Annotated in this window: 22 protein-coding genes; 8 read left to right on the top strand and 14 right to left on the bottom strand. The window is 75.5% G+C overall.

Translation table 11 applies throughout. The features are described from left to right. Positions 1-4 precede the first annotated feature (4 nt). Positions 5-901: a helix-turn-helix transcriptional regulator gene (locus AB0G32_RS09190; RefSeq protein WP_361160548.1), complete on the bottom strand. Its 897-nt coding sequence runs from the start codon at positions 899-901 to the stop codon at positions 5-7. A gap of 144 nt (positions 902-1045) precedes the next feature. On the opposite strand from AB0G32_RS09190, the gene AB0G32_RS09185 reads away from it, so the two are divergent. The 3 genes from AB0G32_RS09185 to AB0G32_RS09175 all read left to right on the top strand — a co-directional run bounded on the left by AB0G32_RS09185 (position 1046) and on the right by AB0G32_RS09175 (position 3283). Continuing rightward, entirely contained in the window at positions 1046-1261 is a 216-nt protein-coding gene (locus AB0G32_RS09185; protein WP_361160408.1) for a 4-oxalocrotonate tautomerase family protein, read from the top strand. Positions 1262-1314: 53 nt separating this feature from the next. Beyond that, positions 1315-1854 carry an SRPBCC family protein gene (locus AB0G32_RS09180; protein ID WP_361160406.1) on the top strand — a complete coding sequence of 180 codons (540 nt, stop codon included), beginning with the start codon at positions 1315-1317 and terminating at the stop codon, positions 1852-1854. Positions 1855-2044: 190 nt separating this feature from the next. Then, a complete protein-coding gene (locus AB0G32_RS09175; RefSeq protein ID WP_361160403.1) occupies positions 2045-3283 on the top strand; it encodes a wax ester/triacylglycerol synthase domain-containing protein in 1239 nt (412 codons plus the stop codon). Here the strand turns inward: AB0G32_RS09175 and AB0G32_RS09170 are convergent. Then, entirely contained in the window at positions 3276-4115 is an 840-nt protein-coding gene (locus AB0G32_RS09170; RefSeq protein WP_361160400.1) for a helix-turn-helix transcriptional regulator, read from the bottom strand. The genes AB0G32_RS09175 and AB0G32_RS09170 overlap by 8 nt on opposite strands. Positions 4116-4265: 150 nt before the next feature. Here AB0G32_RS09170 and AB0G32_RS09165 point away from each other — a divergent pair, with 150 nt between their 5' ends. Continuing rightward, positions 4266-5027 carry an alpha/beta fold hydrolase gene (locus AB0G32_RS09165; protein WP_361160397.1) on the top strand — a complete coding sequence of 254 codons (762 nt, stop codon included), beginning with the start codon at positions 4266-4268 and terminating at the stop codon, positions 5025-5027. On the opposite strand, the gene AB0G32_RS09160 is transcribed toward AB0G32_RS09165, so the two are convergent. From AB0G32_RS09160 to AB0G32_RS09145, 4 genes are all read right to left on the bottom strand, one after another. Next, positions 5002-5385 carry a VOC family protein gene (locus AB0G32_RS09160; protein WP_361160394.1) on the bottom strand — a complete coding sequence of 128 codons (384 nt, stop codon included), beginning with the start codon at positions 5383-5385 and terminating at the stop codon, positions 5002-5004. The two genes, AB0G32_RS09165 and AB0G32_RS09160, sit on opposite strands and share 26 nt — an antisense overlap. 105 nt (positions 5386-5490) lie before the next feature. Beyond that, positions 5491-7119 carry a cation acetate symporter gene (locus AB0G32_RS09155; protein WP_361160393.1) on the bottom strand — a complete coding sequence of 543 codons (1629 nt, stop codon included), beginning with the start codon at positions 7117-7119 and terminating at the stop codon, positions 5491-5493. Then, complete coding sequence (locus AB0G32_RS09150) at positions 7116-7490, bottom strand: DUF485 domain-containing protein (protein ID WP_361160390.1); 375 nt, start codon at positions 7488-7490, stop codon at positions 7116-7118. Before AB0G32_RS09150 ends, AB0G32_RS09155 begins: the two co-directional genes overlap by 4 nt. 275 nt (positions 7491-7765) lie before the next feature. Next, a complete protein-coding gene (locus AB0G32_RS09145; protein ID WP_361160387.1) occupies positions 7766-8386 on the bottom strand; it encodes a helix-turn-helix domain-containing protein in 621 nt (206 codons plus the stop codon). A gap of 86 nt (positions 8387-8472) precedes the next feature. Between AB0G32_RS09145 and AB0G32_RS09140 the strand changes: the two genes are divergently transcribed. Continuing rightward, entirely contained in the window at positions 8473-9435 is a 963-nt protein-coding gene (locus AB0G32_RS09140) for a zinc-binding dehydrogenase (RefSeq protein ID WP_361160384.1), read from the top strand. A gap of 32 nt (positions 9436-9467) precedes the next feature. Here AB0G32_RS09140 and AB0G32_RS09135 read toward each other — a convergent pair whose 3' ends face one another. Next, on the bottom strand, positions 9468-10223 hold the full coding sequence (locus tag AB0G32_RS09135; RefSeq protein WP_361160381.1) for a phosphotransferase: 756 nt from the start codon (positions 10221-10223) through the stop codon (positions 9468-9470). A gap of 145 nt (positions 10224-10368) precedes the next feature. Here AB0G32_RS09135 and AB0G32_RS09130 point away from each other — a divergent pair, with 145 nt between their 5' ends. Next, a complete protein-coding gene (locus AB0G32_RS09130; protein ID WP_361160378.1) occupies positions 10369-10896 on the top strand; it encodes a DinB family protein in 528 nt (175 codons plus the stop codon). Between the two features lie 110 nt (positions 10897-11006). Continuing rightward, on the top strand, positions 11007-11966 hold the full coding sequence (locus AB0G32_RS09125; protein ID WP_361160375.1) for a TAXI family TRAP transporter solute-binding subunit: 960 nt from the start codon (positions 11007-11009) through the stop codon (positions 11964-11966). Here the strand turns inward: AB0G32_RS09125 and AB0G32_RS09120 are convergent. The 7 genes from AB0G32_RS09120 to AB0G32_RS09090 form a co-directional block, all read right to left on the bottom strand. Beyond that, on the bottom strand, positions 11957-13351 hold the full coding sequence (locus AB0G32_RS09120) for a HAMP domain-containing sensor histidine kinase (RefSeq protein ID WP_361160372.1): 1395 nt from the start codon (positions 13349-13351) through the stop codon (positions 11957-11959). The two genes, AB0G32_RS09125 and AB0G32_RS09120, sit on opposite strands and share 10 nt — an antisense overlap. Beyond that, positions 13351-14028, bottom strand: coding sequence for a response regulator transcription factor (locus AB0G32_RS09115; RefSeq protein WP_361160370.1), 678 nt, complete (start codon positions 14026-14028; stop codon positions 13351-13353). Before AB0G32_RS09115 ends, AB0G32_RS09120 begins: the two co-directional genes overlap by 1 nt. Before the next feature lie 9 nt (positions 14029-14037). After that, complete coding sequence (locus AB0G32_RS09110; RefSeq protein ID WP_361160367.1) at positions 14038-15375, bottom strand: MFS transporter; 1338 nt, start codon at positions 15373-15375, stop codon at positions 14038-14040. A 497-nt stretch (positions 15376-15872) separates the two neighbouring features. Next, positions 15873-16067, bottom strand: a complete 195-nt coding sequence (locus tag AB0G32_RS09105) for a DUF5302 domain-containing protein (RefSeq protein WP_361160364.1) — start codon at positions 16065-16067, stop codon at positions 15873-15875. 48 nt (positions 16068-16115) lie between these two features. Continuing rightward, entirely contained in the window at positions 16116-17738 is a 1623-nt protein-coding gene (gene abc-f, locus AB0G32_RS09100; protein ID WP_361160362.1) for a ribosomal protection-like ABC-F family protein, read from the bottom strand. A gap of 226 nt (positions 17739-17964) precedes the next feature. Continuing rightward, complete coding sequence (locus tag AB0G32_RS09095) at positions 17965-21150, bottom strand: amidohydrolase family protein (protein ID WP_361160360.1); 3186 nt, start codon at positions 21148-21150, stop codon at positions 17965-17967. Then, positions 21147-21917, bottom strand: a complete 771-nt coding sequence (locus AB0G32_RS09090; RefSeq protein WP_361160357.1) for a methyltransferase domain-containing protein — start codon at positions 21915-21917, stop codon at positions 21147-21149. The genes AB0G32_RS09095 and AB0G32_RS09090 overlap by 4 nt, the downstream gene beginning before the upstream one ends. 269 nt (positions 21918-22186) lie before the next feature. On the opposite strand from AB0G32_RS09090, the gene AB0G32_RS09085 reads away from it, so the two are divergent. Next, positions 22187-22843 (top strand): maleylpyruvate isomerase N-terminal domain-containing protein, encoded by a 657-nt coding sequence (locus tag AB0G32_RS09085; RefSeq protein ID WP_361160354.1) that lies wholly within the window; start codon positions 22187-22189, stop codon positions 22841-22843. The last annotated feature ends 4 nt before the right edge of the window (positions 22844-22847 follow it).

The raw sequence follows: 22847 nt of genomic DNA, 5'->3' as shown, positions 1-22847 counted from the left end.
CGGCTCAGCGGCCGGCGGTCCGGTCGGCGGGCGGCCGGACCAGGGCCGGGTCTGGCCGGTCCGCCGCCATGTCCTGGGCGCCGATCACGCCGAGCAGTTCCAGCTGTCCGGCGCCCTCGGTGCCGGGCGGGGCGGTGAACCACAGCAGGCGCTGGCAGCCGTCCTCGCTGAACAGGCTGTGGCAGTCCAGTTCGACGACGCCCAGGACAGGGTGGACGATCCGTTTGTGATCGGTCCGTCTGAGGGCGACGTCGTGGGTGTCCCACAGGGCGCTGAACTCGGGGCTGCGCCGCCGCAGTCCGGCGACCATCCGCCGGACCCGGACGTCGGCGCCGCGCCGGGCGGCCACGGCCCGCAGGTCGGCGACGAGGACGCGGGAGTGGTGCGGGTGGTCCTCGGCCGGGTAGAGGGCGCGGGCGGCCGGGTCGGTGAACCAGCGGTGCACGAGGCTCGCCTCCGGTCCGCGCCCCGCCGGGGGCCTGCCGACGAGCGCGGCGGCCAGTGGGTTCTGCACCAGGGTCTCGTGCAGGTCGGTGATGATCTGGGCGGGCGTGCCGCCGAGCCGGTCCAGCAGCCCGAGCAGGGCGGGCTGGACGTGCGCGTCCGGGCCGTGCGCCGCCGGCGGCAGCGGCCGCCGCGCGAGGTGGAACAGGTGGTCGCGGGTGTCGCCGTTCAGGCGCAGCGCCCGGGCGAGGGCGGCCAGCACCTGCGCGGAGGGCTGGGCGCCGCGGCCGCGTTCCAGTTCGGTGTAGTAGTCGGCCGACAGGCCGGCCAGCTGGGCGACCTCCTCGCGCCGCAGCCCGGGCACCCGGCGCCGGGGACCGGCGCTCAGACCGACGTCCGCGGGCCGGATCCGGTCGCGCCGGGACTTGAGGAAGGCACCGAGTTCCTTGTGGTTCACGTCCGCCATCGTCACGCACACCGGCACCCGGGAGCCAGGGGACGGCGACCCCTGGGTGCGGTCCACCCTGGCCGGGCCGGGCGCCGTCGCCCAGGCTGGGGTGCGCAGCATCCACCGCCAGCCCTCACAAGGAGTGCCACCACCATGCCGTTCGCCAACTTCAAGGTCCCCGCCGGTTCCCTCGACGACCGGCGGAAGAAGGAGATCGTCACCCGCGCCACCGAGCTGTTCGTCGACGTCTACGGGGAGCGGGCCCGCGCCACCACCCTGGTCCTGGTCGAGGAGGTCACCGACGGCGGCTGGGGCATCGGCGGCGAGGTGCTCACCCTCGCCGCGCTGAACGGCTCGCCCGGGAACTGACCATCCGGCTACGGTCCACGGGAGCGGCCGGACCGACGCCGGAAAGGGACGACATGCGCTTCACCGACGAACCCCGTACGCACTGCGAGGTATCCGTGGCGGCCGGGCCGGGCCGGGTCTGGGAACTGGTGACCGACATCGGACTCCCGGCCCGGCTCAGTCCGGAACTGCGCCGGGTCGCCTGGCTCGACGGCGCGGACCGGCCCGCGCCCGGCGCGCGCTTCGAGGGCCACAACCGGCACCGGCTGCTCGGCCAGTGGCGCACCGTCTCCCACGTGACCGAGCTGACCCCGGGCCGGACGTTCACCTGGGCGGTGACGGACGCCGACGGCCACTACGGGCCGCCCACCCTGGACCCGGCCCGGCCGATGGCGGTCTGGAGCTACACGCTGGAGGCCGAGGAGGACGGCACCCGGCTGCGCCAGTCGGTGCGGGTGGGGCCGGGCGCCAGCGGCCTCACCCGGGCGATCGAGCGCTGGCCGGACCGCGAGCCGGACCTCGTCGCCGCCCGGCTGGCGGAACTGCGCGCGGGCATCCGGGAGACCCTCACCGGCCTCAAGGCGCTCGCGGAGACGGACCCCGGCCACCGGTAGCCCGGACGGCAAGCCCCCGGGGCACACCGCCGGCCTCGCGTGCTCCCGCTCGCCGCGCCCGCCGCGATCCGGCCGGCCTCCATCCCGTCCGCCCCGCCCGGTGGCGGCCCCTACGGCCGCTCCCACGCTGTCACCCGGGCGATTCCCGACGAGGGCGCGACGTGACCGGTCGGGGCGCGGGCTCGTTGCGGTGAGCGTGTACTCCATCACCGCGACCGATCGCGCCTTCCTCACGATGCGGCGGCCCCCCGTCGCCGGATTCTTCCTCGACTTCGACGGCCGGGCGCCGTCCGTGGACGAGCTGGCGCGGCGCGTCGTGCGCCGGTCGGGCTCGCTGCCCACGCTGAACCGTCTGCTGCCGGCGGGCTCCGCCCGGTACTGGCCCGTGCGGACCGGCCCCGTCGAGCCGGACGTCCACGTCCGCCACTGGCCCGTCCCGGACGCCACGGACACCCCGGACGGGGACCGGGCGCTCCAGGACGCCTGCGAGGCCCTGCTGACCCGGGAGCTGCCCGGTCCGGGACATCCGCCGTGGGACTGCTGGCTGCTCACCCGGCCGTCCGCCGGGCGGTTCCGGATGTGCTTCCGCGTGCACCACGGCCTGCACGACGGGGTCGGCGCCGCGCACAGCGCCCTCGCCCTCCTCGCGGACACCCCGGTGAACGGGCCCCGGCTGTATCCCGGCGCCGGCCCCGGCCTGCGCGCGGGCCTGCGGGCGATGCGGGAGACGGTCGCGCCCGTGCTCCGCCCGGGGGCGCCCTGGAACACCATGCGCCGGGTGGCCGGGCCGGGCGGTGGCGTGCGGTGGGCGCACGGTGATGTGCCGCTGGCCCGGCTGCGCGCCCTGGCGGACACCCACCGCGCCAGCGTGAACGACATCGCGGTGGCCGCGCTGGCGCTCGCCCTGCGGTCGTGGAGCACGGAACTGGCGCTGCCCGACGCCCCGTCGCCGGCCCGGACGCTGGTGGCGATGTCCACCCGGCGGCCGCCGGAACGGCTCCGGCCGGGCAACCACGTCGCCTTCCACCGGCTGTATCTGCCGGTGTCCGCCGCCACGCTGGCCGCCTCGGCGGCCGAGGTGCGCCGGCAGACGGACGCCGTACGGCACTCGCGCCGCCGCGACGCGCTGCGCGCGCTGCTGGACCTGCCCGGTCCGCTGGCCCCCGGGGTGCGCGGACTGCGGGCCGTGATCAACCCCCGCCTCTACCCCTTCGTGGTGAGCAGCGTGTCCTTTCCGGACACGTTCACCTGCTTCGGCGGCCGGCTGGGCGCGGCCTCGCTGTTCCTGAACGTCGGCGACGACGAGCAGCGGTTCGTGTACCTGTCCTTCACCCGCACCCCGGACACCGTGCGCTGCACGGTCGTCACCGACGCCGCCCGGGCGCACACCACCGCGCTGCCCAGGCACTGGGTGCGGGCGCTCAGCTGACGGCGTCCGCCGGGGTCCGCGCGACGGAGGCGAGCAGGGCCAGCTTGTCGGCGCTGTCGGTGCCGGGGTCCGGGTGCAGCACCACCAGCATCTGGCCCGCCGTACCGCCGATGTGCAGCTTCTCCGCGTTCAGCCGCAGGTCACCGACCTGCGGGTGGGCGAAACGCATCGGCGCTCCTTCGCACACCTGGACGTCGTGGCGGGCCCAGAGCCGGCTGAAGCGGGGGCTTCGCAGGCAGAGCCCGCCAACCAGCTCGACGAACCGGGGGTCGTCGGTGTCGGTGCCGATCGACTGGCGGAAGACCGCGACCGCGCCCTCGGTGGTCTCCTCCCAGTCCGGGTAGAGGGCCTGGTCGGCGGGGTCGCAGAACAGGCCCCACAGCCGGTTGACGCCCGCCGCCAGCCGCGGCGACAGGGCCGTCGCCAACGGGTTGGCGGCGAGGATGTCGAAGTAGCGGTCCTCGACCAGCGCGGGCAGCGGGAGTGTGCTGACGAGCTGGGCGATGCCCGCGGGGACGGTTTCCGGCCGGCGCCGGTCGGACCGCCGGCGCGGCCGGGTGGCGCCCAGGCGCAGCAGGTAGGCCGTCGCGTCGTCGTCTAGCCGCAGGACGCGGGCCAGCGATTCGAGGACCTGCACGGACGGGTTGCGGTCCCGGCCCTGCTCCAGGCGCAGGTAGTAGTCGGCGCTGATGCCGGCGAGCATCGCGACCTCTTCGCGGCGCAGTCCGGGCACCCGCCGGATTCCCACCGCGGGGATACCGGCCGCCTCGGGAGTGACCAGCTCGCGGCGAGCGCGCACATAGTCACCGAGCAGGTTCGGTTCATCGGTCATCCACCCACTGTAGGTCGTGGTTCCGGGCCGCTGCCTGGTCCTGTCACCCCCAGGATCGCGGGGGCTCTGGCTGGTGGGGCGGCCGGTGCGCATCGTGATCGGTGGCGTGCACGCCGCACGTACGGATTCACACAGCGAGGAGCAACACCCATGTCGACCTATCTGCTCGTACACGGTGCCTGGCACAGCGGACGGGCCTGGGACCGAGTGGTCCCGCTGCTGTCGTCGGCCGGCCACCGGGCGCTGGCGCCGTCCCTGACCGGGTACGGCGACAAGGCGCACCTGCTCGGTCCCGAGGTGGGACTCGACACCCACGTCGACGACGTCGTGGGGCTGCTCGTCGAGGAGGACCTCACCGATGTGGTGCTGGTGGGGCACAGCTACGCCGGGCTGGTCATCTCGGCGGTGGCGAACCGGGTCCCGGAGCGGATCGCGCACCTGGTCTTCCTGGACGCGATGGTCCCGCTGGACGGCGAGAGCGCGGCCGACGTCATGCCCGTGACCCAGCACCTGATCGACCAGGCGCTGAAGTCGGAGAGCGGCTGGCGGGTGCCGCCGCTGCCCGAACTGCCGGCGCCGGCCGGGCTGTTCGGGATCACCGATCCCGCGGACATCGCCTGGGTGCGGTCGATGGCCTCGGACCATCCGGTGCGCTGCCTCCAGCAGCCGGTCCGGCTGGACAACCCGGCCGCGGACCGGATCGCGCGCACCCACATCCACTGCGTGGCCGGTGTGCCGGAGGGGTTCGCCCGGCGGCCGGTGCCCGCCGTGCAGCCGAACGGGACGCCGGCGCGGGTGTGGGAGCTGCCGACCGGTCACGACAGCATGGTGACCATGCCGGACGAGCTCACCGCGCTGCTGCTCCGCCTCGCCCCGGCGTCCGCCGTCACGACCCGCTCGGCGCGCGACTGAGGTCCACGACGCAGAAGAGGTTGTCGTCGGGGTCGGCGAGGACCACGAAGTCGGGCTCGGGCGGGTAGCGGTCCCAGTCGACGGCCCGGGCGCCGAGCCCGATCAGCCGCCGGACCTCCGCCTGCTGCTCCGCCGTACTGTCCGTGAACAGGTCCAGGTGCAGCCGGGGGCGCGGTTCGGCCGGGGACGCGCTGCGCAGCAGGCCGAGCGCCCGGCCGGAACCGTCGGCGTGGTCGAGCGTGCGCCAGGTCCCGCTGCGCCACTCCTCGGTGGCGACCAGGTCCAGCGCCCGGGTCCAGAAGGCCACCGCGCGCGGCAGGTCGGTGACACCGATGACGGGGATTCCGAGTCTCAGCATGGGGGCGAGAGTAGGGCCTGTCGTGCGAACTCCCGTCGTCCGCCCGGGGGCGTCGCCGACGGGGCGCCCGGCGCGGGCGGTGAGGGCCAGGGGGGCGTACGGCGGTCAGTCGTCCGGGGTCCATCCCGGGCGGCGGCGCGGCGGGCCGGCCAGGACCAGGTGCTCGACGGCCGCGTACCGCTCGCGTTCGCGCCGGGCGCCGCGGCGGCCGCCCCACAGGGTGCCCAGCCAGCCGAAGGCGAAGCCCAGCGGCACCGACACCAGGGCGGTGGTCGAGAACGGGAACCAGTTGAAGTCGGCCTCGGGGAAGGCCGCGGCCGGGGAGCCGGAGACCAGCCGGGTACCGGACATCAGGACCAGGGTGACGGCCGAGCCGCCGATCAGGGTGCACAGCAGGCCGGTCCGGCTGAAGCTGCGCCAGAACAGGGTGAAGACCAGGGCGGGGGCGATGGCCGAGGCGCCCATGCAGAAGGAGAGCGTGGCCAGCGGCTGGAGGCTGCGATGCTGGGCCAGGGCGGCCAGTACCACCACCGGGACGCCGACGACCAGTGCGGAGACCCGGGCCAGGGTCATCTCCCGCACCGGCGGCAGGCCCGCGCGGCGGGAGGCGATGACGTCGTGCGCCAGTGAGTTGGCGCAGGCCAGCGTCATCCCGGCGACGGAGGCGAGCAGGGTGAGGAAGACCGCCGTGGTGACGGTGCTGAACAGCAGGCTCTCCACGCGGGACACCTCGGGGCCGAACGCGGCCCGCGCGCCCAGCAGGTAGGCGGTGCTGCCGCGCGGGTCGGCGGTGGTGATCCCGGCCCGGCCGACCAGTGCCGTCGCGCCGATCCCGATGACGGTGATCACCAGCATGAACAGCGCCACCGACGACACCGCCCAGGACATGGTGCGCCGCACCTGCCGGGCGCTGCCCGCGGTGTACATGCGCATGGTGACGTGCGGCAGACAGGCGCCGCCCAGCACGATGGCGACCTGGGTGCTGATCATGTCCGCGGCGGGGTGGGGGCCGTCCGCGAACTGGAGTCCGTAGCGCAGGAACGCCTCGCCGGCCCCGCTGCGCCGCGCGGCCGTGTCGACCATCGCCCGGGGGTGCCAGCCGAAGGTGTGCAGGACGAGGACGGCGACGACCAGCCCGGAACCCAGCAGGATGACCGTCTTGAGGATCTGGATCAGCGCGGTGCCCTTCATCCCGCCGAGCGCCGCGTAGCTGATCATCAGCAGTCCCGCGCCGCCGATGCAGCCGGTCTTCATCATGCTGTCGGAGAACCCCAGGATGAATCCCAGCAGCTGTCCCACGCCGGCCAGTTGCACGATCATCATCGGGACCAGCGACAGCAGCGTCACCGCGCACGCCGTGATGCGCACCGTCCGTCCCGGCATCCGCCGGCCCAGCGCGTCGCCCATGGTGAACCGGCCCGTGTTGTGCAGGGGTTCGGCGAGCAGCACCATCAGCAGCAGCAGGGACAGCAGCGTGCTGAGGGCGAGCACGACGCCGTCGTAGCCGGACAGCGCGATCACCCCGCCGACGGTGAGGACGGTCGCGGCGGAGATGTAGTCGCCGGCCACGGCCAGGCCGTTGCGCAGCGGCGACAGCGAGCGGTAGCCGGTGTAGAACTCCTCCAGGTCGTCCCGGTCGGGGCCGGTGAGCACGCACAGCAGCAGGGTGACGGTGACGACGCTGCAGAACGCGACCAGGGACCAGGACTGGGCGGAGCCGCCGAGGTCCGTCATGCCGGCGGCTGCCCGTCACCGCCGGCCGCACGCCCGTATCCGCTGACTCTGCGGGCCAGCGGATCGACGTACCGTTTCGCCGCGTATTCGAACAGGACGACGCCCAGCCAGGTGACCGGCACCTGGGCCAGGGCCAGCAGCAGTCCCGTGGGCAGGCCGCCGGGCGCGGGGCGGGCCATGAGGCCGGGGGCCTCGACGGTGAGCGCGAGGAAGACGGCGAAGTAGCCGAGGGCGGCGAAGGTGGCGACCCGGCGCTGCCACCGGCAGGCGCGCCGCAGCACCCGCAGCGCGCGGTGGTAGCCGGACCAGGAGGCCGGGCCGGCCTGATACCGCTGTCCGGCCGGGCTGGACTCCGAGCTGTCACAGGACATCTGAAGTCTCCTAGCGCGCGGCAGGGGGCCCGACCTTCGTCGCACGCTATGCGGGTGCCACCGGACGCGAAGGGTTTTCCGTTGAACTGTCCCCCGGGTCCGGGTCCGGCGCCGGTCACGCCTGTGGCCGGTGGTGCCGGTGGGCCGGCCGGGGCCGCCGATGCCCGCCGCGCCGCCTTTCGCGCCCTGCCTCTCCCGCGTTCGCCGTATCCGCTCCTACGTCCGGTGTCGCGGTGGCGGGGCGTGCATCGGTACCGGTCCGGCCGGGGCGGCGGCTACTCCGTGCCGACCAGGCGGGCCACCGGCGGCAGCGGTGCGTGGTCCGGGGACGCCTGGAACGCCTGGATCACGAAGGCGGCGAAGCGGCGGGAGGCGGCGGCCCCGGCGGCCCGTGTCGGTGCCTGGATGCCCCGGTTGGCCATCAGGACGAGGATCAGGTCGTCCAGCGCGAAGTCGGGGCGCAGCCGGCCGGCCTCCTTGGCGCGCCGGGCCAGTGCGGCGACCGCCCGCAGGGTCTGCTCCCGGCCGGCGGCCAGGTCCACCGCCTCGGGGTAGGCCGACACGAAGGCCTCGGTGAAACCCCGGTCGTGGGCATGCAGCGCGCAGATCCGCTCGATCACCCGGCAGAAGCCGTGCCACGGGTCGGGGTCGGCGAGGCCGTCCTCGGCGATGTCCTGGCAGGCCCGCAGCTGGTCCGCGAAGGCCGCGGTGGCCAGGTCCCGCTTGGTCGGGAAGCGGCGGTACAGGGTGGCCGGGCCGACCCCCGCGTGCCGGGCGACCTCCCGCATCGGTACGTCCAGCCCCCGGGCGGCGAACAGGGCGCGGGCGGCGTCGAGGACGCGGTCGCGGTTGTCGCGGGCGTCCGAGCGCAGGGAGTGAGGCAAAGGGTCGGTCACCGCTCTCACTTTAGCGAAGCGGACGGGGGCGTCCGTTAGCGTCCGAAGGGCGGTGGGCACCGCGGCCGAGCAGTGAGGAGAAGGCGTTGAAGGCAGTGGCGATCAAGGCGTTCGGGGGTCCGGAGGGACTGGCGGTGATCGAGCTGCCGGTTCCGGTTCCCGGCGCCGGACAGGTGCGGATCGCCACCGAGGCGATCGGGGTCGGCGGCGTCGACGCGGTGATCCGCAGCGGCGCGCTGGCCGCGTACGGGTACCGGACGGGTCATGTGCCGGGCGGGGAGGTGGCGGGCACCGTGACCGCCGTCGGCGACGGCGTGGACGCCGGGTGGCTCGGCCGGCGGGTCTGGGCGTTCACCGGCACCGGCGGCGGCTACGCCGAGCAGGCGGTCGCGCCGGTGGCGGAGGTCCTTCCGCTGCCCGCGGGTCTGTCGGCGGTGGCGGCGGTGACGCTCGGCAGTGCCTCGGTGGTGGCGCACTTCGGTCTCGCCCAGGCCCGGTTCACGCCGGGCGAGTCGGTGCTCGTGCGGGGCGCGGCGGGCAGCCTCGGGATCACCGCGGTCCAGCTCGCCGCCCGGCGCGGGGCCGGCGCGGTGGCGGTCACGACGTCGTCCGCCGAGCGCGGCGAGCGGCTGCGCGAACTCGGCGCGACCCAGGTGCTGGACCGCTCCGGCGCGGGCGGCCGGGCCGCTCCCGCCGAGTACGACGTGGTCTTCGACGTGGTCGCCGGGGCGGACCTGCCGTCCTTCTTCGGCAGGCTCCGTCCAAGCGGCAGGCTGGTCGTGGTCGGCGCGGTCGGCGGGCAGCCGCCGGCGGACTTCGGGGCGCCGGTGATGGCGGCGTTCCAGCGGTCGCTGTCGTTCGCCGCGTTCAGCGCCGCGACGGTCCCCGTGGCGGACCGGCAGGCCGTGCGGAGCGAGCAGTTCGCCGCCGCGGCCCGGGGCGAGCTGCGTACCGTGGTGCACCAGGTGCTGCCCCTGGACCGGGCCGAGCGGGCGCACCGGGCGATGGCCGCCGGTGAGGTCTTCGGCCGGATCGTCCTGACGCCGTAGCCCGCGCCGGCGGGCCGCTCGGCGCTCGGCGCTCAGAGCAACGCGCGTTCCAGCGTGTCCCGGTGGCCGGCGACCCACTGGCGGGCCCGGCGCACCTCGGTGACCACCCCGGCGTCGCGCAGCCGCGTCGTCGCGGCGTCGCCCGCGGCGGCCCCGGCCTCGATGCCGCGCCAGCACCGGTCCTGCCACCACAGGATCGTGGCCACCAGGTCCCGCCGGTCCGCGAGCCCGTAGGCGTCGGCGATCAGCCGTACCCGTCGCGCGGCCTCCGCCACGTCGGCGACGGACGGGCCGAGGGCCAGGAACTGCCAGCAGAGGTGGGCGATGTCGTGGACCCGCGCGCCCGGCGCCGCCAGGTCCCAGTCGATGAACGCCACCGGCCGCAGGCCCGCGCCGCCGACCGGCCGGTAGACGGTGTTCCTGGGGGCCAGGTCGTTGTGGCACACGACCTCCCGGGTCCCGGCCAGTGGTGTCCCGGCCGTCAGGTCGTGGAACGCGCGCACCAGCCGGGCGGCCGCCGCCAGGCTCTGGTCCGAGCCGACGGCTTCGGGCTGCCGCGGCTGCCAGGCGACATGGCCGTCGAGGTGGCTGAGGATCTCGCGGCCCCGCTCGTCCACGCCGAGGAAGCGCGGTGCGCCGTCCCAGCCTTGTGCCGCCAGCAGACGCAGCAGGCCGCGCACGAACGCCGCGCGGGCGGGCGCGGGCCGGCGCACCGTGTCTCCGACCCGGACGACGGTGTTGACCAGGCCGCCCGGCAGGGGCACTTCGGGCAGCGGCGGTTCGGACATCTGCCCAGCATGCCGGATCACCAGCGGGCCCGCTCACCGGCATGCCCGATCACCGCCCGGCCCGTCCGGTCGGCCGCCGGGTGTTCGGTGTTCGTTCCCCGCGAAGCGGGCCGTGTCCGGCGGCCGGTCCTGTCAGGGTGCCCCCATGAAGACGACACCGGACGGCCGGCCCGTCCCGCCGATGTGCGCCGCCGAGCGTCCCATGCTGGACGCCTGGCTGGACTTCCACCGTGCGACGCTCGCCCTGAAGTGTTCGGGCCTGCGCGACGACCAGGCCCGACGGGCCTCGGCTCCCCCGTCCACGATGACGCCGCTGGGTCTGGTCCAGCACCTGGCCGAGGTCGAACGGCACTGGTTCCAGGGCGTGTTCGCGGGCCTGGACGTGCCCCCGGTGTTCGGCGCGGACAACCCGGACGGCTTCGGCCTGCGGCCCGGCCGGGGGCTGGAGGAGGCCCTGGCCGTCTGGCGGGCGGAGGTCGCCCGGAGCCGGGAACTGGCCGACGGCGCGTCCCTGGACGACCTGGGCCGGCTGTCCGCCGAGGAGGCCGGCCGCGTCGGCGGCGCCGGTGTCTCGCTGCGCTGGATCATGGTGCATCTGATCGAGGAGTACGCCCGTCACAACGGTCACGCCGACCTGCTCAGGGAGGGCATAGACGGAGCCGTCGGGGCGTGAGGCGCCGAACCCCCGCGCGTCCCTCGCCGTGATCGTCTGCGCGGCGGCGCGTCCGCTTCCGGCTCAAGTGCGGTATCCGCGCCCGCCGACGCAGGCCCTACCCTGGCGGTATGTCCAGCCGTCCGCCCGTGGCCCGCCGCGCCCTGCTCGCGCTGGCCGTCGCGGTGGCCGCGTCGAGTCCGGCGGTGGGTCCCGGCCGGACGCGGGTGCGGTCGCTGGTGCTGGCGACCGGGCTGTCGGGCGCGCCGTACGGCACCTTCGGCCGCCGGCTGGCCCGGGAGATCGACCGGCGGGTGGACGCGCTGCGCGTCGACGTGGTCAACACCTCGGCGAGCATCCGCAACCTCCGGCTGCTCGGTTCCGGCGCCGCCGACCTCGGTCTGGTGCTCGGGGACAGCGCCGCGGACGCCTACGAGGGGGCCGGTGAGTTCGCCCGGCCGCTGCCGGTGTCGGCGCTGGCCCGCATCTACCTCAACTACACCCACCTGGTGGCGCGTCCGGCGGCCGGGGTGGCCACCGTCTCCGATCTCGCCGGACTGCGGGTCTCGCTCGGCGTCCAGGGGTCGGGGACCGTCACCGTCGCCCGGCGGATCCTGGCCGCCGCCGGGCTCGGCGGGCGGGTGCGCCGCTGCTATCTGGGGCTGGACGACTCGGTGCGGGCGCTGCGGCGCGGTGAGATCGACGCGTTCTTCGCCTCCAGCGGGGTGCCGGCCAGTGCCGTCACCGCGCTGTCGGCCGCCCGGCCCGTCAAGCTGGTCCCGCTGGACGGCCTCGCGCGGGTGCTGCGGGCGGAGCACGGGCCGGCGTATGTCGATGTGTCGATTCCGGCGGGGACGTACGGGCAGGAGTCCGAGGTGCCGACGGTCGGGGTGCCGACGTATCTGATGGCCCGCTCGGCGGTGCCCGTCCAGGCCGCCTTCGAGGTGACCCGGGCGATGTTCGCGGCGCGGCAGACCCTGCCGGGTCCGGAGGTGCCCGGTGCCTACCTGGACGAGCGGTACGCGATCGGCACCGACCCGGTGCCGCTGCACCCGGGTGCCGTGCGGTACTACCGGAGCGTCTACGGCTGAGCGCGCCGCGCCCGGTCACCGGCGGGCAGCCGGAACTCCACCACCAGACCGTGCGGCCGGCCCGCCCGCAGCGCGAGGGTGCCGCCGGCCGCGCGGGCCAGTTCGTCGGCGATGGCCAGGCCCAGTCCGCTGCCGTCGACTCCGCTGTGCCGGGGGGAGCGCCAGAAGCGGTCGCGGGCGGCGGCGAGTTCCGCGTCGGCCAGCCCGGGGCCGTCGTCCTCGATCCGCAGCAGTACGTCCCCGCCGCCCGGGGCGCCGTCGTGGACCGTGACGGTGACGGTGCCGCCGCGCGGGACGAACTTGACGGCGTTGTCGACGGCGATGTCCGTGATCCGGCCGGCGGTGTCGGGCGGGCACCGCACCACCAGGGCGGCGGGCAGGCCGGTGCGCAGCCGCACGCCCGCGGCCTCGGCGACCTCCGCCCAGATGTCGAGCCGGGGCGCGAGTTCGCCGACCAGGTCGACCGGCTCGGCCCGGGCGGCGCCCTTGGCCTCGATACGGCCGAGGGTCAGCAGGTCCTCCAGGAGGGTGCCGATGCGGTCGAGTTCCTCCATCGCGCCGTGGTAGCGGTCGGCGCCGGAGTCCAGCAGGTGCGGGCGCAGGTTCTCCAGCCGGAGGCTGAGCACGGCGAGCGGGGTGCGCAGTTCGTGGGAGGCGTCGGAGACGAAGGCGCGCTGCTTGTCGAGGGCGGCGGCGACGGCGTCGGCCATGGCGTTGAACCGCGATTCGAGGCGGCGCAGTTCGGAGGGTCCGCCGCCGGTGTCGGGGACCCGGGCCGTCATCCGGCCCTGGGCGATCGCCTCGGTGACCGCGTCGAGGTCGTCGACCGGCCTGAGCGCCCAGCGGGCCAGGCGCCGCGCGGCCTCCACCGCGAGGGCGAAGGCGACCGCGGCGCCCCCGGCCAGGGTGAGCCACACCCGCAGGACGTCGTCGCGGGCCTCGGAGGTGGGGGCCGCGAGCAGCACCACGCCGGTCACCTGGGCATCGCTGCCCACCGGTTCGGCGATCACCACCCGGTCCGGTCCGAAGACGGTGACGAGCGGGAGGCGCGCGGTGGTGCGGCCGGCCAGTGCCCGGCGCAGCGGTCCGGCGCCGTCCGGCACCGGGTCGCCCGCGCGGACCAGGACGGTGCCGGAGTCGCGGCGCACCTCCACCGCGGCGCCGTAGAGCCAGGCGTAACGGTCGGCCTCGGCGCGCAGCACGCTCGGGTCGCTGTCCTTGATCGCCCCTTCGGCCAGCTCCGCCAGCCGGGTGGCGTCGGCGCGCCGGGCAAGCAGGAGTTCGGCGGTCCGTTCCTGGGTGTAGGCCAGGCCCAGCGGGACGGACAGGGCGAGCAGGATGCCGCCGATCAGCGTGAGGTAGGTGGCCAGCAGCCGGCGGCGCATCAGCCGCCCAGCCGGTAGCCGACCCCGCGCAGGGTGCGGATCAGGTCGGGCCGGCCGGTCTTGGTGCGGATGCCCCAGACGTGCACGTCCAGGGAGCGGGAGACGGCGAGGAAGGCGTCGCCCCAGACCGCGTCCATGATCTCCTGCCGGCTGCGGACGACGCCCGGGGTGCGGGCCAGCAGGCCGAGCACGTCGAACTCGCGTGCCGTCAGGGCGACCTCGCACCCGGCCACGGTCACCGTGCGGGACGCCAGGTCGATGTGCACGTCGCCGACGTCCAGTTCCCGGGCCGCGGCCCGGGGCTCGCGGCCGGGCGGTCGGGCCTGCCCGGCACGGCGGCCTACGGCGTCCATCCGGGCCAGCAGTTCCTTGATCCGGAACGGCTTGGTGAGGTAGTCGTCGGCGCCCTGGCTCAGTCCTTGCAGGACCGTGCGTTCGTCGCCGCGCGCGGTCAGCACGATCACCGGTACGGCGGAGACCCGGCGCAGCTGCCGGAGCATGTCCAGGCCGTCCATGTCCGGCAGTCCGAGGTCGAGGAGGACGAAGTCGGCGCGGTCCTTGCGGCGCAGGCCCTCGTCGGCCCGGCTCACCCGTTCCACCGGGTGGCCGCGCTCGACGAGGGCGGTGGTGAGGGCGTCGGCGAGCCGCTCGTCGTCCTCGATCAGCAGCACACGCATGCGCCCAGGCTAGGCCGTGACCTCGGCGGGCTTCCCCGGGGCCCGCTCGCCGCGGGTGAAGGACACGTCCTTGGTCTCCCGCATGGTCAGGTACACCACCAGGGAGACCGCGGCGCACGCCGTGACGTACCAGTAGAAACCGGACTCCATGCCCGCGTCCTTGAACCACAGCGCGACGTATTCGGCGGTGCCGCCGAACAGCGCGTTGGCGAGCGCGTACGGCAGGGCGACGCCCAGCGCGCGGACCCGGGCGGGGAACAGTTCGGCCTTCACCAGGGCGCTCATCGAGGTGTACCCGGTGATGATCACCAGTCCGGCGATCATCAGCAGCAGGGCGCTGCCGAAGGTGGAGACATGGCCGAGCGCGGACATCAGGGGGACGGTGAAGATCATCGCGCCGAGCCCGAAGCCGATCAGCAGCGGACGGCGGCCGATACGGTCCGACAGACCGCCGGCCAGAGGTTGCAGACAGATGAAGACCAGGATGGCGACAAAGCTGACCAGCGAGGCGTCCGTGGTGCTCAGCCCCGCGGTGTTGTGCAGGTATTTGGTCATGTACGTCGAGTACGTGTAGTCGCACAGGGTGCCGCCCATGCTGAAGCCGACGACGAGGGCGACGGTGCGCCGGTACTCCCACAGCCCGCGCAGGGTCCCGCGCTCGTTGCCCGACTTGGTCTCGGCCTCCTCGGCCACCGCCTCCTCGAAGGCGTCGGTCTCCACCAGGTTGCGGCGCAGCCAGAACACCACGGCGGAGCCCACCGCGCCGACGACGAAGGGAATCCGCCAGCCCCAGGAGGTCAGGGTCTGCTCCGACATGTTCTGCTGGAGCAGGATCTGCAGGCTCAGCCCGATGAGCTGGCCTATCTTCATCGACACCATCTGGAAACTGGCGAAGAAGCCGCGCCGGCCCGCGGGCGCCGCCTCCGCCAGATACGTGGCGCTGGCCGCGTACTCACCACCCACCGACAGCCCTTGCAGCAGCCGGGCGAGCAGCAGTACGACCGCGCCCCAGTAGCCGACCTGGGAGTGGGTGGGGGCGACGGCGATGAGCAGGGCGCTGAGCGACATCATCAGCACCGTCACGGTCAGCGCCGCCTTGCGTCCCTTCCGGTCGCCGAGCCGGCCCAGCAGCCAGCCGCCCACCGGCCGCATGAAGAAGCCGACCGCGAAGATGCCGGCGGTGTGCAGGAGTTGCGAGGTGGTGTCTCCGTCGGGGAAGAACGCCGAGGCGAAGTAGACGGAGAAGGTGGAGTAGACGAACCAGTCGTACCACTCGATCATGTTGCCGATCGAACCGCCGACGATCGCCTTCCAGGGGCTCGGCGCGGCGGCCCGCGCGCCCGTCATGGACACAACTGTCTCCAGCCTGTGAGGAATCGGAAATACCTGCGGCGAACCCGCATCACCGCAGGTCGCAGCAGCTTGACCGATGACCGGGACGGCAACCAGAGCCTCGGGCGGAGATCTAACCGGTGCTTAAGACTTCGTCCGCGCGGCGCCCGGGACGGGGCCGGTCGGGACGTATCGCCGCGCCGTCGGCACCGCATGCCGGGGTGCGCCGCGCGGGACCCGGCCGGCGGCACCCGGCTCGTGCGCGGTCGCGGCGGCACCTGTTCGACGGCACGCCGGCCCCGGGTCCATGAGCGCGGCGATCGGCAGCCGGGGGGCGCCGGGGACGGACGGCTTGAGGGCGGCGGCCAGGGGATGGCCGGCTCAGCCCGGGACGGGATCGGCAGCGGCGGCGTGCCGCCGGGCGCGCGGCGGACGGCACGGGCCCGCGCCGGGGCAGAGCGGAGCCGCCGCGCTCCGCCGGTGCGGAGTGCGGCGGCCCGGTAGCGGGAGCGTCAGCCGGATTTGCGGCGGAAGTTGCGGCTCTGGCCCTTGGGCCCGTTCAGGCCCTTGATCTTCTGCCGGCCGTCCTGGTGGGCCTGCTGGGACCTGCTGGCGCGGGCCTTGCGCTCCAGCGCCTCCTGGAACTTGCGCTTGGCCTCGGTCTCCTCGTCGGTCTTCTCGGTCTTCTTTTCCGGGCTGTCGGTCATGTGGGGGTCTCCTTCATTTTCGGTGGTCGGACGGTGGCTCGGTGGGGCTCAGGCGAACGGAGCGGGGCTCCGGTCCCGGGCCGGGAGGGCGAGGTGGCCGCCCTGCCAGCGCTCGCGCAGCCGGCGGTCGTGCGAGACGAGGACGAGGGTGCCGGGGTAACTGTGCAGGGCCTCCTGGAGTTCCTCGGCGAGGGCCGGCGAGAGGTGGTTCGTTGGCTCGTCGAGGAGCAGGACGTCGCAGCGGCGGCTGAGCAGCCGGGCCAGGGCGAGCCGCTGCCGCTGGCCGGTGGAGAGGTCGGTGACCCGGGCGGTGAGGCGGCCGGGCGCGAACAGGCCGAGGGCGAGCAGCCGTTCGGCGTGTTCCTCCGAGGTGCCGGGCAGGCCGCGGGCGTAGGTCTCCAGGACGGTCGCGCCGGGCCGGCCGGAGACGGGCTCCTGGGGCAGGTGCCCGGCGCGGCCGTGCCGGGTCAGCCGGCCCGCGTCGGGGGCGAGCCGGCCGGCCAGCAGACGCAGCAGGGTGGACTTCCCGGTGCCGTTGTCCCCGGTGACCAGCAGCCGCCCGCCGGCCTCGACGGTGAGGTCGACGGGGGCCAGCCTGCCGTGCACGGCGAGGCCGGTGGCGGTGAGGGCCGTGCCGGTCAGCGGGCTGGGCCGGAACGCGGGTGCGAAGCGGAGCGGCTCGGGGGGCGCGGGGACGGGGTCGGCGAGGAGCCGGTCCAGCCGTTGCCCGGCGCTGCGCACGCGGCTGGCGAGGGCCTGCTGGACGCGGCCGGCGGCCGTGCCGTAGGCCATCTTGTTCTTGTCCTGGATGCCGCGGCCCGGGGCGACCCGGCGGGCGGTGGTGGCGGTGCTCTCCCGCAGGGCGTCGGTCTCGGCCAGCCAGCGGGCGTGTTCCTGGGCCTGGCGGGCGCGGGCGGCGGCCTTCTCGGCGAGGTAACCGGCGTAGCCGTTGCCGTAGCGGGTGACGGTGTGCCGGTCGGCGTCGACCTCCAGGAGGGTGGTGGCGACGCGGTCCAGGAAGGCGCGGTCGTGGGAGACGACGACGGTGGTGCCGCGGCGGCCGCGCAGGTGGTCTTCCAGCCAGGTCAGGGCGGCCGCGTCGAGGTGGTTGGTGGGCTCGTCCAGGAGCAGCGCCTCGGGATCGGAGGCGAGCACGGCGGCCAGCCGCAGCCGGACCTGTTCGCCGCCGGAGAGGGCGCCGACGGCCCGGCCGCGGGGCAGCCCGGGCAGGCCGAGGCCGTGCAGGGCGCGCTCGACGCGGGCGTCCGCCTGGTAGCCGCCGCGCAGTTCGAAGGCGGTCGTCAGCTCGCCGTACTCGGTGAGCGCGGCGTCCTCGCCCGCGGTCATCGCCGCTTCCAGCGCGCGCATCCGGCGCTCAAGGGCGCGCAGGTCGCTCAGTGCCTCGTCGACGACCTGCTGGACGGTGTGGTGGGGCGGCAGCCGGCCGTCCTGCGGGAGGTGGCCGAGGCCGCCGTCGGTCTGGACGACGACCTCACCGCTGTCGGGCCGCTCGGCACCGGCGAGCAGCCGCAGCAGGGTGCTCTTGCCGGAACCGTTCTCCCCCACCACACCGGTGCGTTCACCGGCGGTGAGGGTGCAGGTGACGGAGTCAAGGACGAGCCGGCCGTGGTACGACTTCGTCACGGCGCGTGCGGTGAGCTGCGTGGGCATGCGAGTACTCCGGAACGTTCGCGAGCGAGGCGGCCCGGGTGGGCCGCTGGGTCGGGAGAACGTTCTGGATGAGCATGTCCGCTCCGTTGCCTCGACGACAGTACCCGCACACGCTGGCACGCATCCGACGGCGGGGCAACCGAGTTTTTCCGGACAGCCGGGCAGGAGCGCGGGTGGGCAGGAGCGCGGGTGGGCCGGCGGGCGGTCGGGCGATCGGGCGGGTCAGTCAGTCGTCGGGACGGCAGCAGGAGCCGCGCCGGAGCCGGTGGGCCACGTCGAGCCACGAGCCGGTTTCCGGGGGCGGCTGCGGGACGGTGCCGTAGGCGGCGGTCAACTCGGCCGTGCGGTGCGGAGTTCCGGCGCGCAGGACGGCGCGGGTTCGCACCAGGTGGCCGAAGTCGCGGAACGGGTCGCCGTCGACGACGGTGAGGTCGGCGAGCTTGCCCGGTTCGACCGTGCCGAGGTCGGCGGAGCGGCCGAAGAGCCGGGCCGGGACGGTGGTGACGGTGTGCAGCGCCTGGACGGCGGTGAAGCCGTGGCCGTGCAGGGCGCGCAGGCCGAGGTGGAGCGACAGGCCGGCCGGCACCAGCGGTGCGTCGGTGCCCAGGGCGAGGGTGGCGCCGGCCTCGGCGAGCCGCCGGTAGTTGCCCATCTCCACCGCCAGGGCGTGCCGTTCGGCGGCGGTGGCCGCGGTGCCGGCCCGGTCGCGGACGGCGGCGGCGTCCCAGGGCGGCAGCAGGGCACGCACCCGGGGGTCGTCGGCCAGCGCGGGGTCGGCGGCGAGCAGGATCTGCGCGGTGAACGGCGTGCCGATCAGACCGAAGCGGCCGTCGGCGTACTGCGCGGCCAGGTCCTGGTGGATGTGGCCCCGCGGGGTGGTGGCGTGGCCGTGCGGCAGGCGTTGGGTGGCCTGGAGGTGGGTGGTCAGGTCCTGCCCCGCCGCGCGGCCGGGTGCGCACAGGTGGCTGCCGCAGGGCACGCCCAGCGCGTGGGCGGCCGCGGCGGCCTCGGCCATGACGGAACCGGAGGCCCGCACATACGTCTTGACGAAGTCGACGTCGAGGGCGGCGGCCCGGCGCAGGGTGCGCCGCACACCGGCGGTGGTGCGGTGGGCCCGGCCCATGCTGTACGCGGTCCGGGCGCCGTCGATGAGTTCCGCGCAGGCCAGCAGGCGGGGACCGGTGCTGTGGCCGCTGTCGGTGGATTCCCGCAGCCGGACGGCGTCGTAGAGGGAGCCGCCGAGGCAGGCGGTGGTGGTGATGCCGTAGGCGAGGGCCGCGAGGTTCTGCCGGGCCCCGTAGGTGGCGGTGTAGGGGTGGGTGTGGCTGTCGAACAGGCCGGGCAGCACGGTCTGCTGGGAGGCGTCGAAGGTGCGGTGGCCGGGGCGGCGGGCGCGGTGCGGTTCGACGGCGCTGATCCGGCCGTCGCGGACGAGGATGTCGACGTCGTGCCGCGGGGGCGAGCCGGTGCCGTCCCAGAGCTGGCCCGCGTGCACCCGCAGCGGTTCGCGGCGGGCGGGGCGGGCGGGGCGGGTGGTGATCCCGGCGGTGCCCAGCGTCCGGGTCGCGAAGCGGCCGGCGCCGGCGCCCAGGGTGAGCAGGCGCAGGCGGCCGCGGGAGAGGTAGAGCAGGGTGCGGGAGTCGGCGGCCCAGCTCGGGTGGTCGGCCGGTTCGTCGGTGAGCCGGCGGGGCGGGCCGGCCGGGGCGCCGGCGGGGGTGACGGGCAGCAGCCAGAGGGCCGATTCGGCGACCAGGGCCAGGTGCCGGCCGTCGGGCGACCACACCGGTCCGGCGGCGGCCCGGTCGGACAGCGACTGGTGGGGTGCGGGCAGGTGGCGCCGGTCGGTGCCGGTGCGGGTGTCGACGACCCGGATCAGGTGGTAGCCCTCGCGGAAGCGGAGGTTGAGCCGGTTGCGGTCGCAGAAGGCCAGGTAGCGGCCGTCCGGTGACCAGGTGGGCGCGCCGGGTGGTCCGTCGGCGGACAGCGGCCGGGCGATCACCCGCTCGGTGCCGGTGGCCAGGGTGCGCAGCAGGAGGTTGCCGGTGACGTCCTGGCAGGCCAGGCGGGAGCCGTCCGGGGAGAGCGCCGGGTACAGCCGGCCGCCGCCGGCGACGAGTTCGTCGCGGTCGCCGTCCAGGTGCCGGCGGCGGACGGCGGCCAGTCCGTCGCGGTCGGTGCAGTAGAGCAGGCTGCGTCCGTCGGGGGCCCAGGCGGGCATCTGGAGGTGGTGCACCGGGGCCTCGCGCACCAGGGCGCGCGGCTCCCCGCCGACCGGCAGCAGCCACAGGGTGCCGAGCGCGGCGAAGGCCACGCTGCGGCCGTCGGGCGACAGCGCCGGGAGGTGGATGCCGCGCACCGGGACGGGGCGGGCCGGATCGTACGGGCGGGCCTTGGGCCGCCATCGGTTGCGGGGCACCGGCAGGTGGGCGGCGAACGGGATGTCCCGGGACCGGCTGCCGCGGGCGCCGAGGGTACGGATCCGGATGCGGCCGTCGGCGACGTACAGCAGCCGGTCCTCGTCGAGCCAGCAGGGCGGCGCCGCGGCGAGGTCCTCGTCGTCGGTGACGACCCGGCCGTCCACCAGCAGCGCGGTCCGCGTGGCCGACGGGCCCGGGCCGGACAGGCGCAGGCAGGCGACCCGGCCCGCCGGGGAGACGGCGGGGCACGTCAGGCGGCCCGAGGACACGGTGTGCAGGGTCTCCGGCCCGCCGCCGGTGAGGGGTACGCGCACCAGTGTCCGGCCGCCGTCGGAGGTGCCGTCGGGCAGCCGGGCGGCGCGTACGCAGACCAGGGACCGTCCGTCCGGTGACCAGGCGGGGTCCTGGTCGTCGAAGTCCCCGCCGGTCACCCGGCGCGCGCGGCCGCCGTCGGGGTCGCAGGTCCACAGGCCGTAGGCGGTGCCGGCCACCGCGTCGCCGCCCCGCTCGGAGGCGAAGGCGAGCCGGGTCCCGTCGGGCGACCAGGCGACGCCGCGGTCGTCCCACGGCCCGTCGGTCAGGCGGCGCGGCCCGCCGCCGTCCGCCCGCAGCGTCCACAGGTGGAAGCCGCCGCCCCGGTAACCCACCAGGGCCACCGTCGTGCCGTCGGGCGACAGCGCGGGGCGGGTCGCCTCCAGTTCCCAGTCGGTCAGCCGCACGGCGGTGCCGCCCGCCCGCGGAATCCGCCAGAGGACTCCCTGCACCTCGGCGATCAGGACGTCGCCGCCCCGGGCGGCGGTGACCGACCCGCCGGTCAGCTCGGTGAGGGCGACCGAGTCCGGCGCCGGTCGCCGGGACCGCGGGTGCGCGGCCGCGGGTCCGGCCACGGCGGGGAGCGCGGCCGTCCCCGCCGCCGCGCCCAGGAAGCCGCGCCGGCTGACCCGGCCGGGGTCCGTCGCGCGGCCGGTCCCGGCCACCGGTTCCGGCCGGCTCATGAGCCGGGACGTTCGATGCGCAGGACGTCCTGCTGGTGCGCCATCAGGTATCCGCCGTCCGCCGTCGCGAAGTGCCGCTGTACGTACTCCTGCACGGCCTGCCGCGCGGGCCGGGTGCTGCCGGGGAAGCTGAGCAGGAAGCCGGCGACGGTGACCGTCTCCGCCAGGTCGGTGCTGCGGTAGTGGGCGGGCACGGACTCCATCCGGAGGTCGCCGGCCGGGCCGGCCGGGGCGGCGGCGAGTTCGTCCGCGAGGTCCCGCAGGCCGAGGCGGACGCCGGTGAAGTGGCGCACCATCCGCATGCACGCGTTGTCCGGGTCCTGCTGGACGACCAGCAGGGTGCCGCCCGGCCGGACCCAGCCGAGGACCCGCCGGACCGTGCGGGCCCAGTCCTCGCGGGGGATGTAGTACAGCACGTGGGAGAGCAGTGCCAGGTCGACGCGGGCGCCGGGGTCGGCGCGGAGCACCGGCTCGGTCAGGACCTCCGCGTCGGGGCAGGTGCGGGCGAGGGCCCTGCGCATCGGTTCGCTGGGTTCGACGCAGACGGTGCGCTCGAAGGACCGGCCGACGTGCCGGGTGGTGGTGCCGTCGGCGGGGCCCACGTCGAGGAACACCCGCCGGGCGGGCAGCCCGCGCACCACCTCGTCGAGGTAGGCGTGCAGGACGGCCTTCTCGTCGCTGCGGGCCAGGAACCGGGTGAACGCGTCGTGGTAGGCGTCCTCGTCGGTCCGCAGACCACCTGTGGTCAGGGTCTTCGGCGGTTCCATGCCTGGGTCCCCTTTCGAGGGTTTCGCGGGCGGGTCACGACGACTGGACCCTGCCACCGCGGGCCGCCCGGCCGGTGGAGGGCGCGCGTGCGGCCGGAGCGCACGGAAGCACGGGCGGGCGTGCGGGTACGCCCGCGGCCGCCGCACCACCCCCGGACGCTTCGACCGCCCCCCTTTCGGGGGTCCCGGGCCGGACGCCGGCGGCGGGCCGGATGCCGCTGTCCGGGCGGTGGCTGGCCGGCCCGCGCGCTCCGCACTACCGTGCCGTCGTGGAGCTCTTCTCGCGCTGCTGGGCGGCGCTGCGCACGGTGGTCGACGGGTTGCCGGACGCGGACTTCGCCCGGCCGTCCGGCTGTACCGGCTGGCTGGTCCGGGACCTGGTCTGCCATCTGGTCATCGACGCCCAGGACGTCCTGATCACCCTCGCGACCCCGGTCGACGCCGCGCCCACCCGGGACGCGGCGACGTACTGGGAGGTCACCGGGGCACCGCCGACCGGTGACGATCCGCTCGACGCGCTGACCGTGCGGCTGGCCGCCGCCTACCGTGACCCCGGGCTGCTCAAGTTCCACCTGGACGACGTGGGCGGCGCGGCCGGCCGGGCCGCCGGGGCGGCCGATCCGGGCCGGACGGTGGGCACCCGCGGCCAGGTCCTCACCGTGGGCGACTACCTCGGCGCCTACGTCCTGGAGTGGACGCTGCACCATCTCGACCTGGTGGCGCACCTCCCCGCCGTCCCGGGGCCGCCCGCGGCCGGGCTCGCGCGGTCCCGGGAACTGCTGGAGCGGATCACCGCCGCGGCGTTCCCCGCCGTGTTCTCCGACGCGGACGCGCTGCTGCTCGGCACCGGGCGGCGGCTGCCGGACGGCGCCGAACGGGACCGGCTCGGGCCGCTGGCCGCACGGCTGCCGTTCGTACTCGGATGACCGG

The sequence above is a fragment of the Streptomyces sp. NPDC023723 genome (genome assembly GCF_040639815.1).
Lineage (GTDB): Bacteria > Actinomycetota > Actinomycetes > Streptomycetales > Streptomycetaceae > Streptomyces.
The sequence above is the reverse complement of the archived record's forward strand: the minus strand, read 5'-3'. Positions and strand labels throughout refer to the sequence as shown.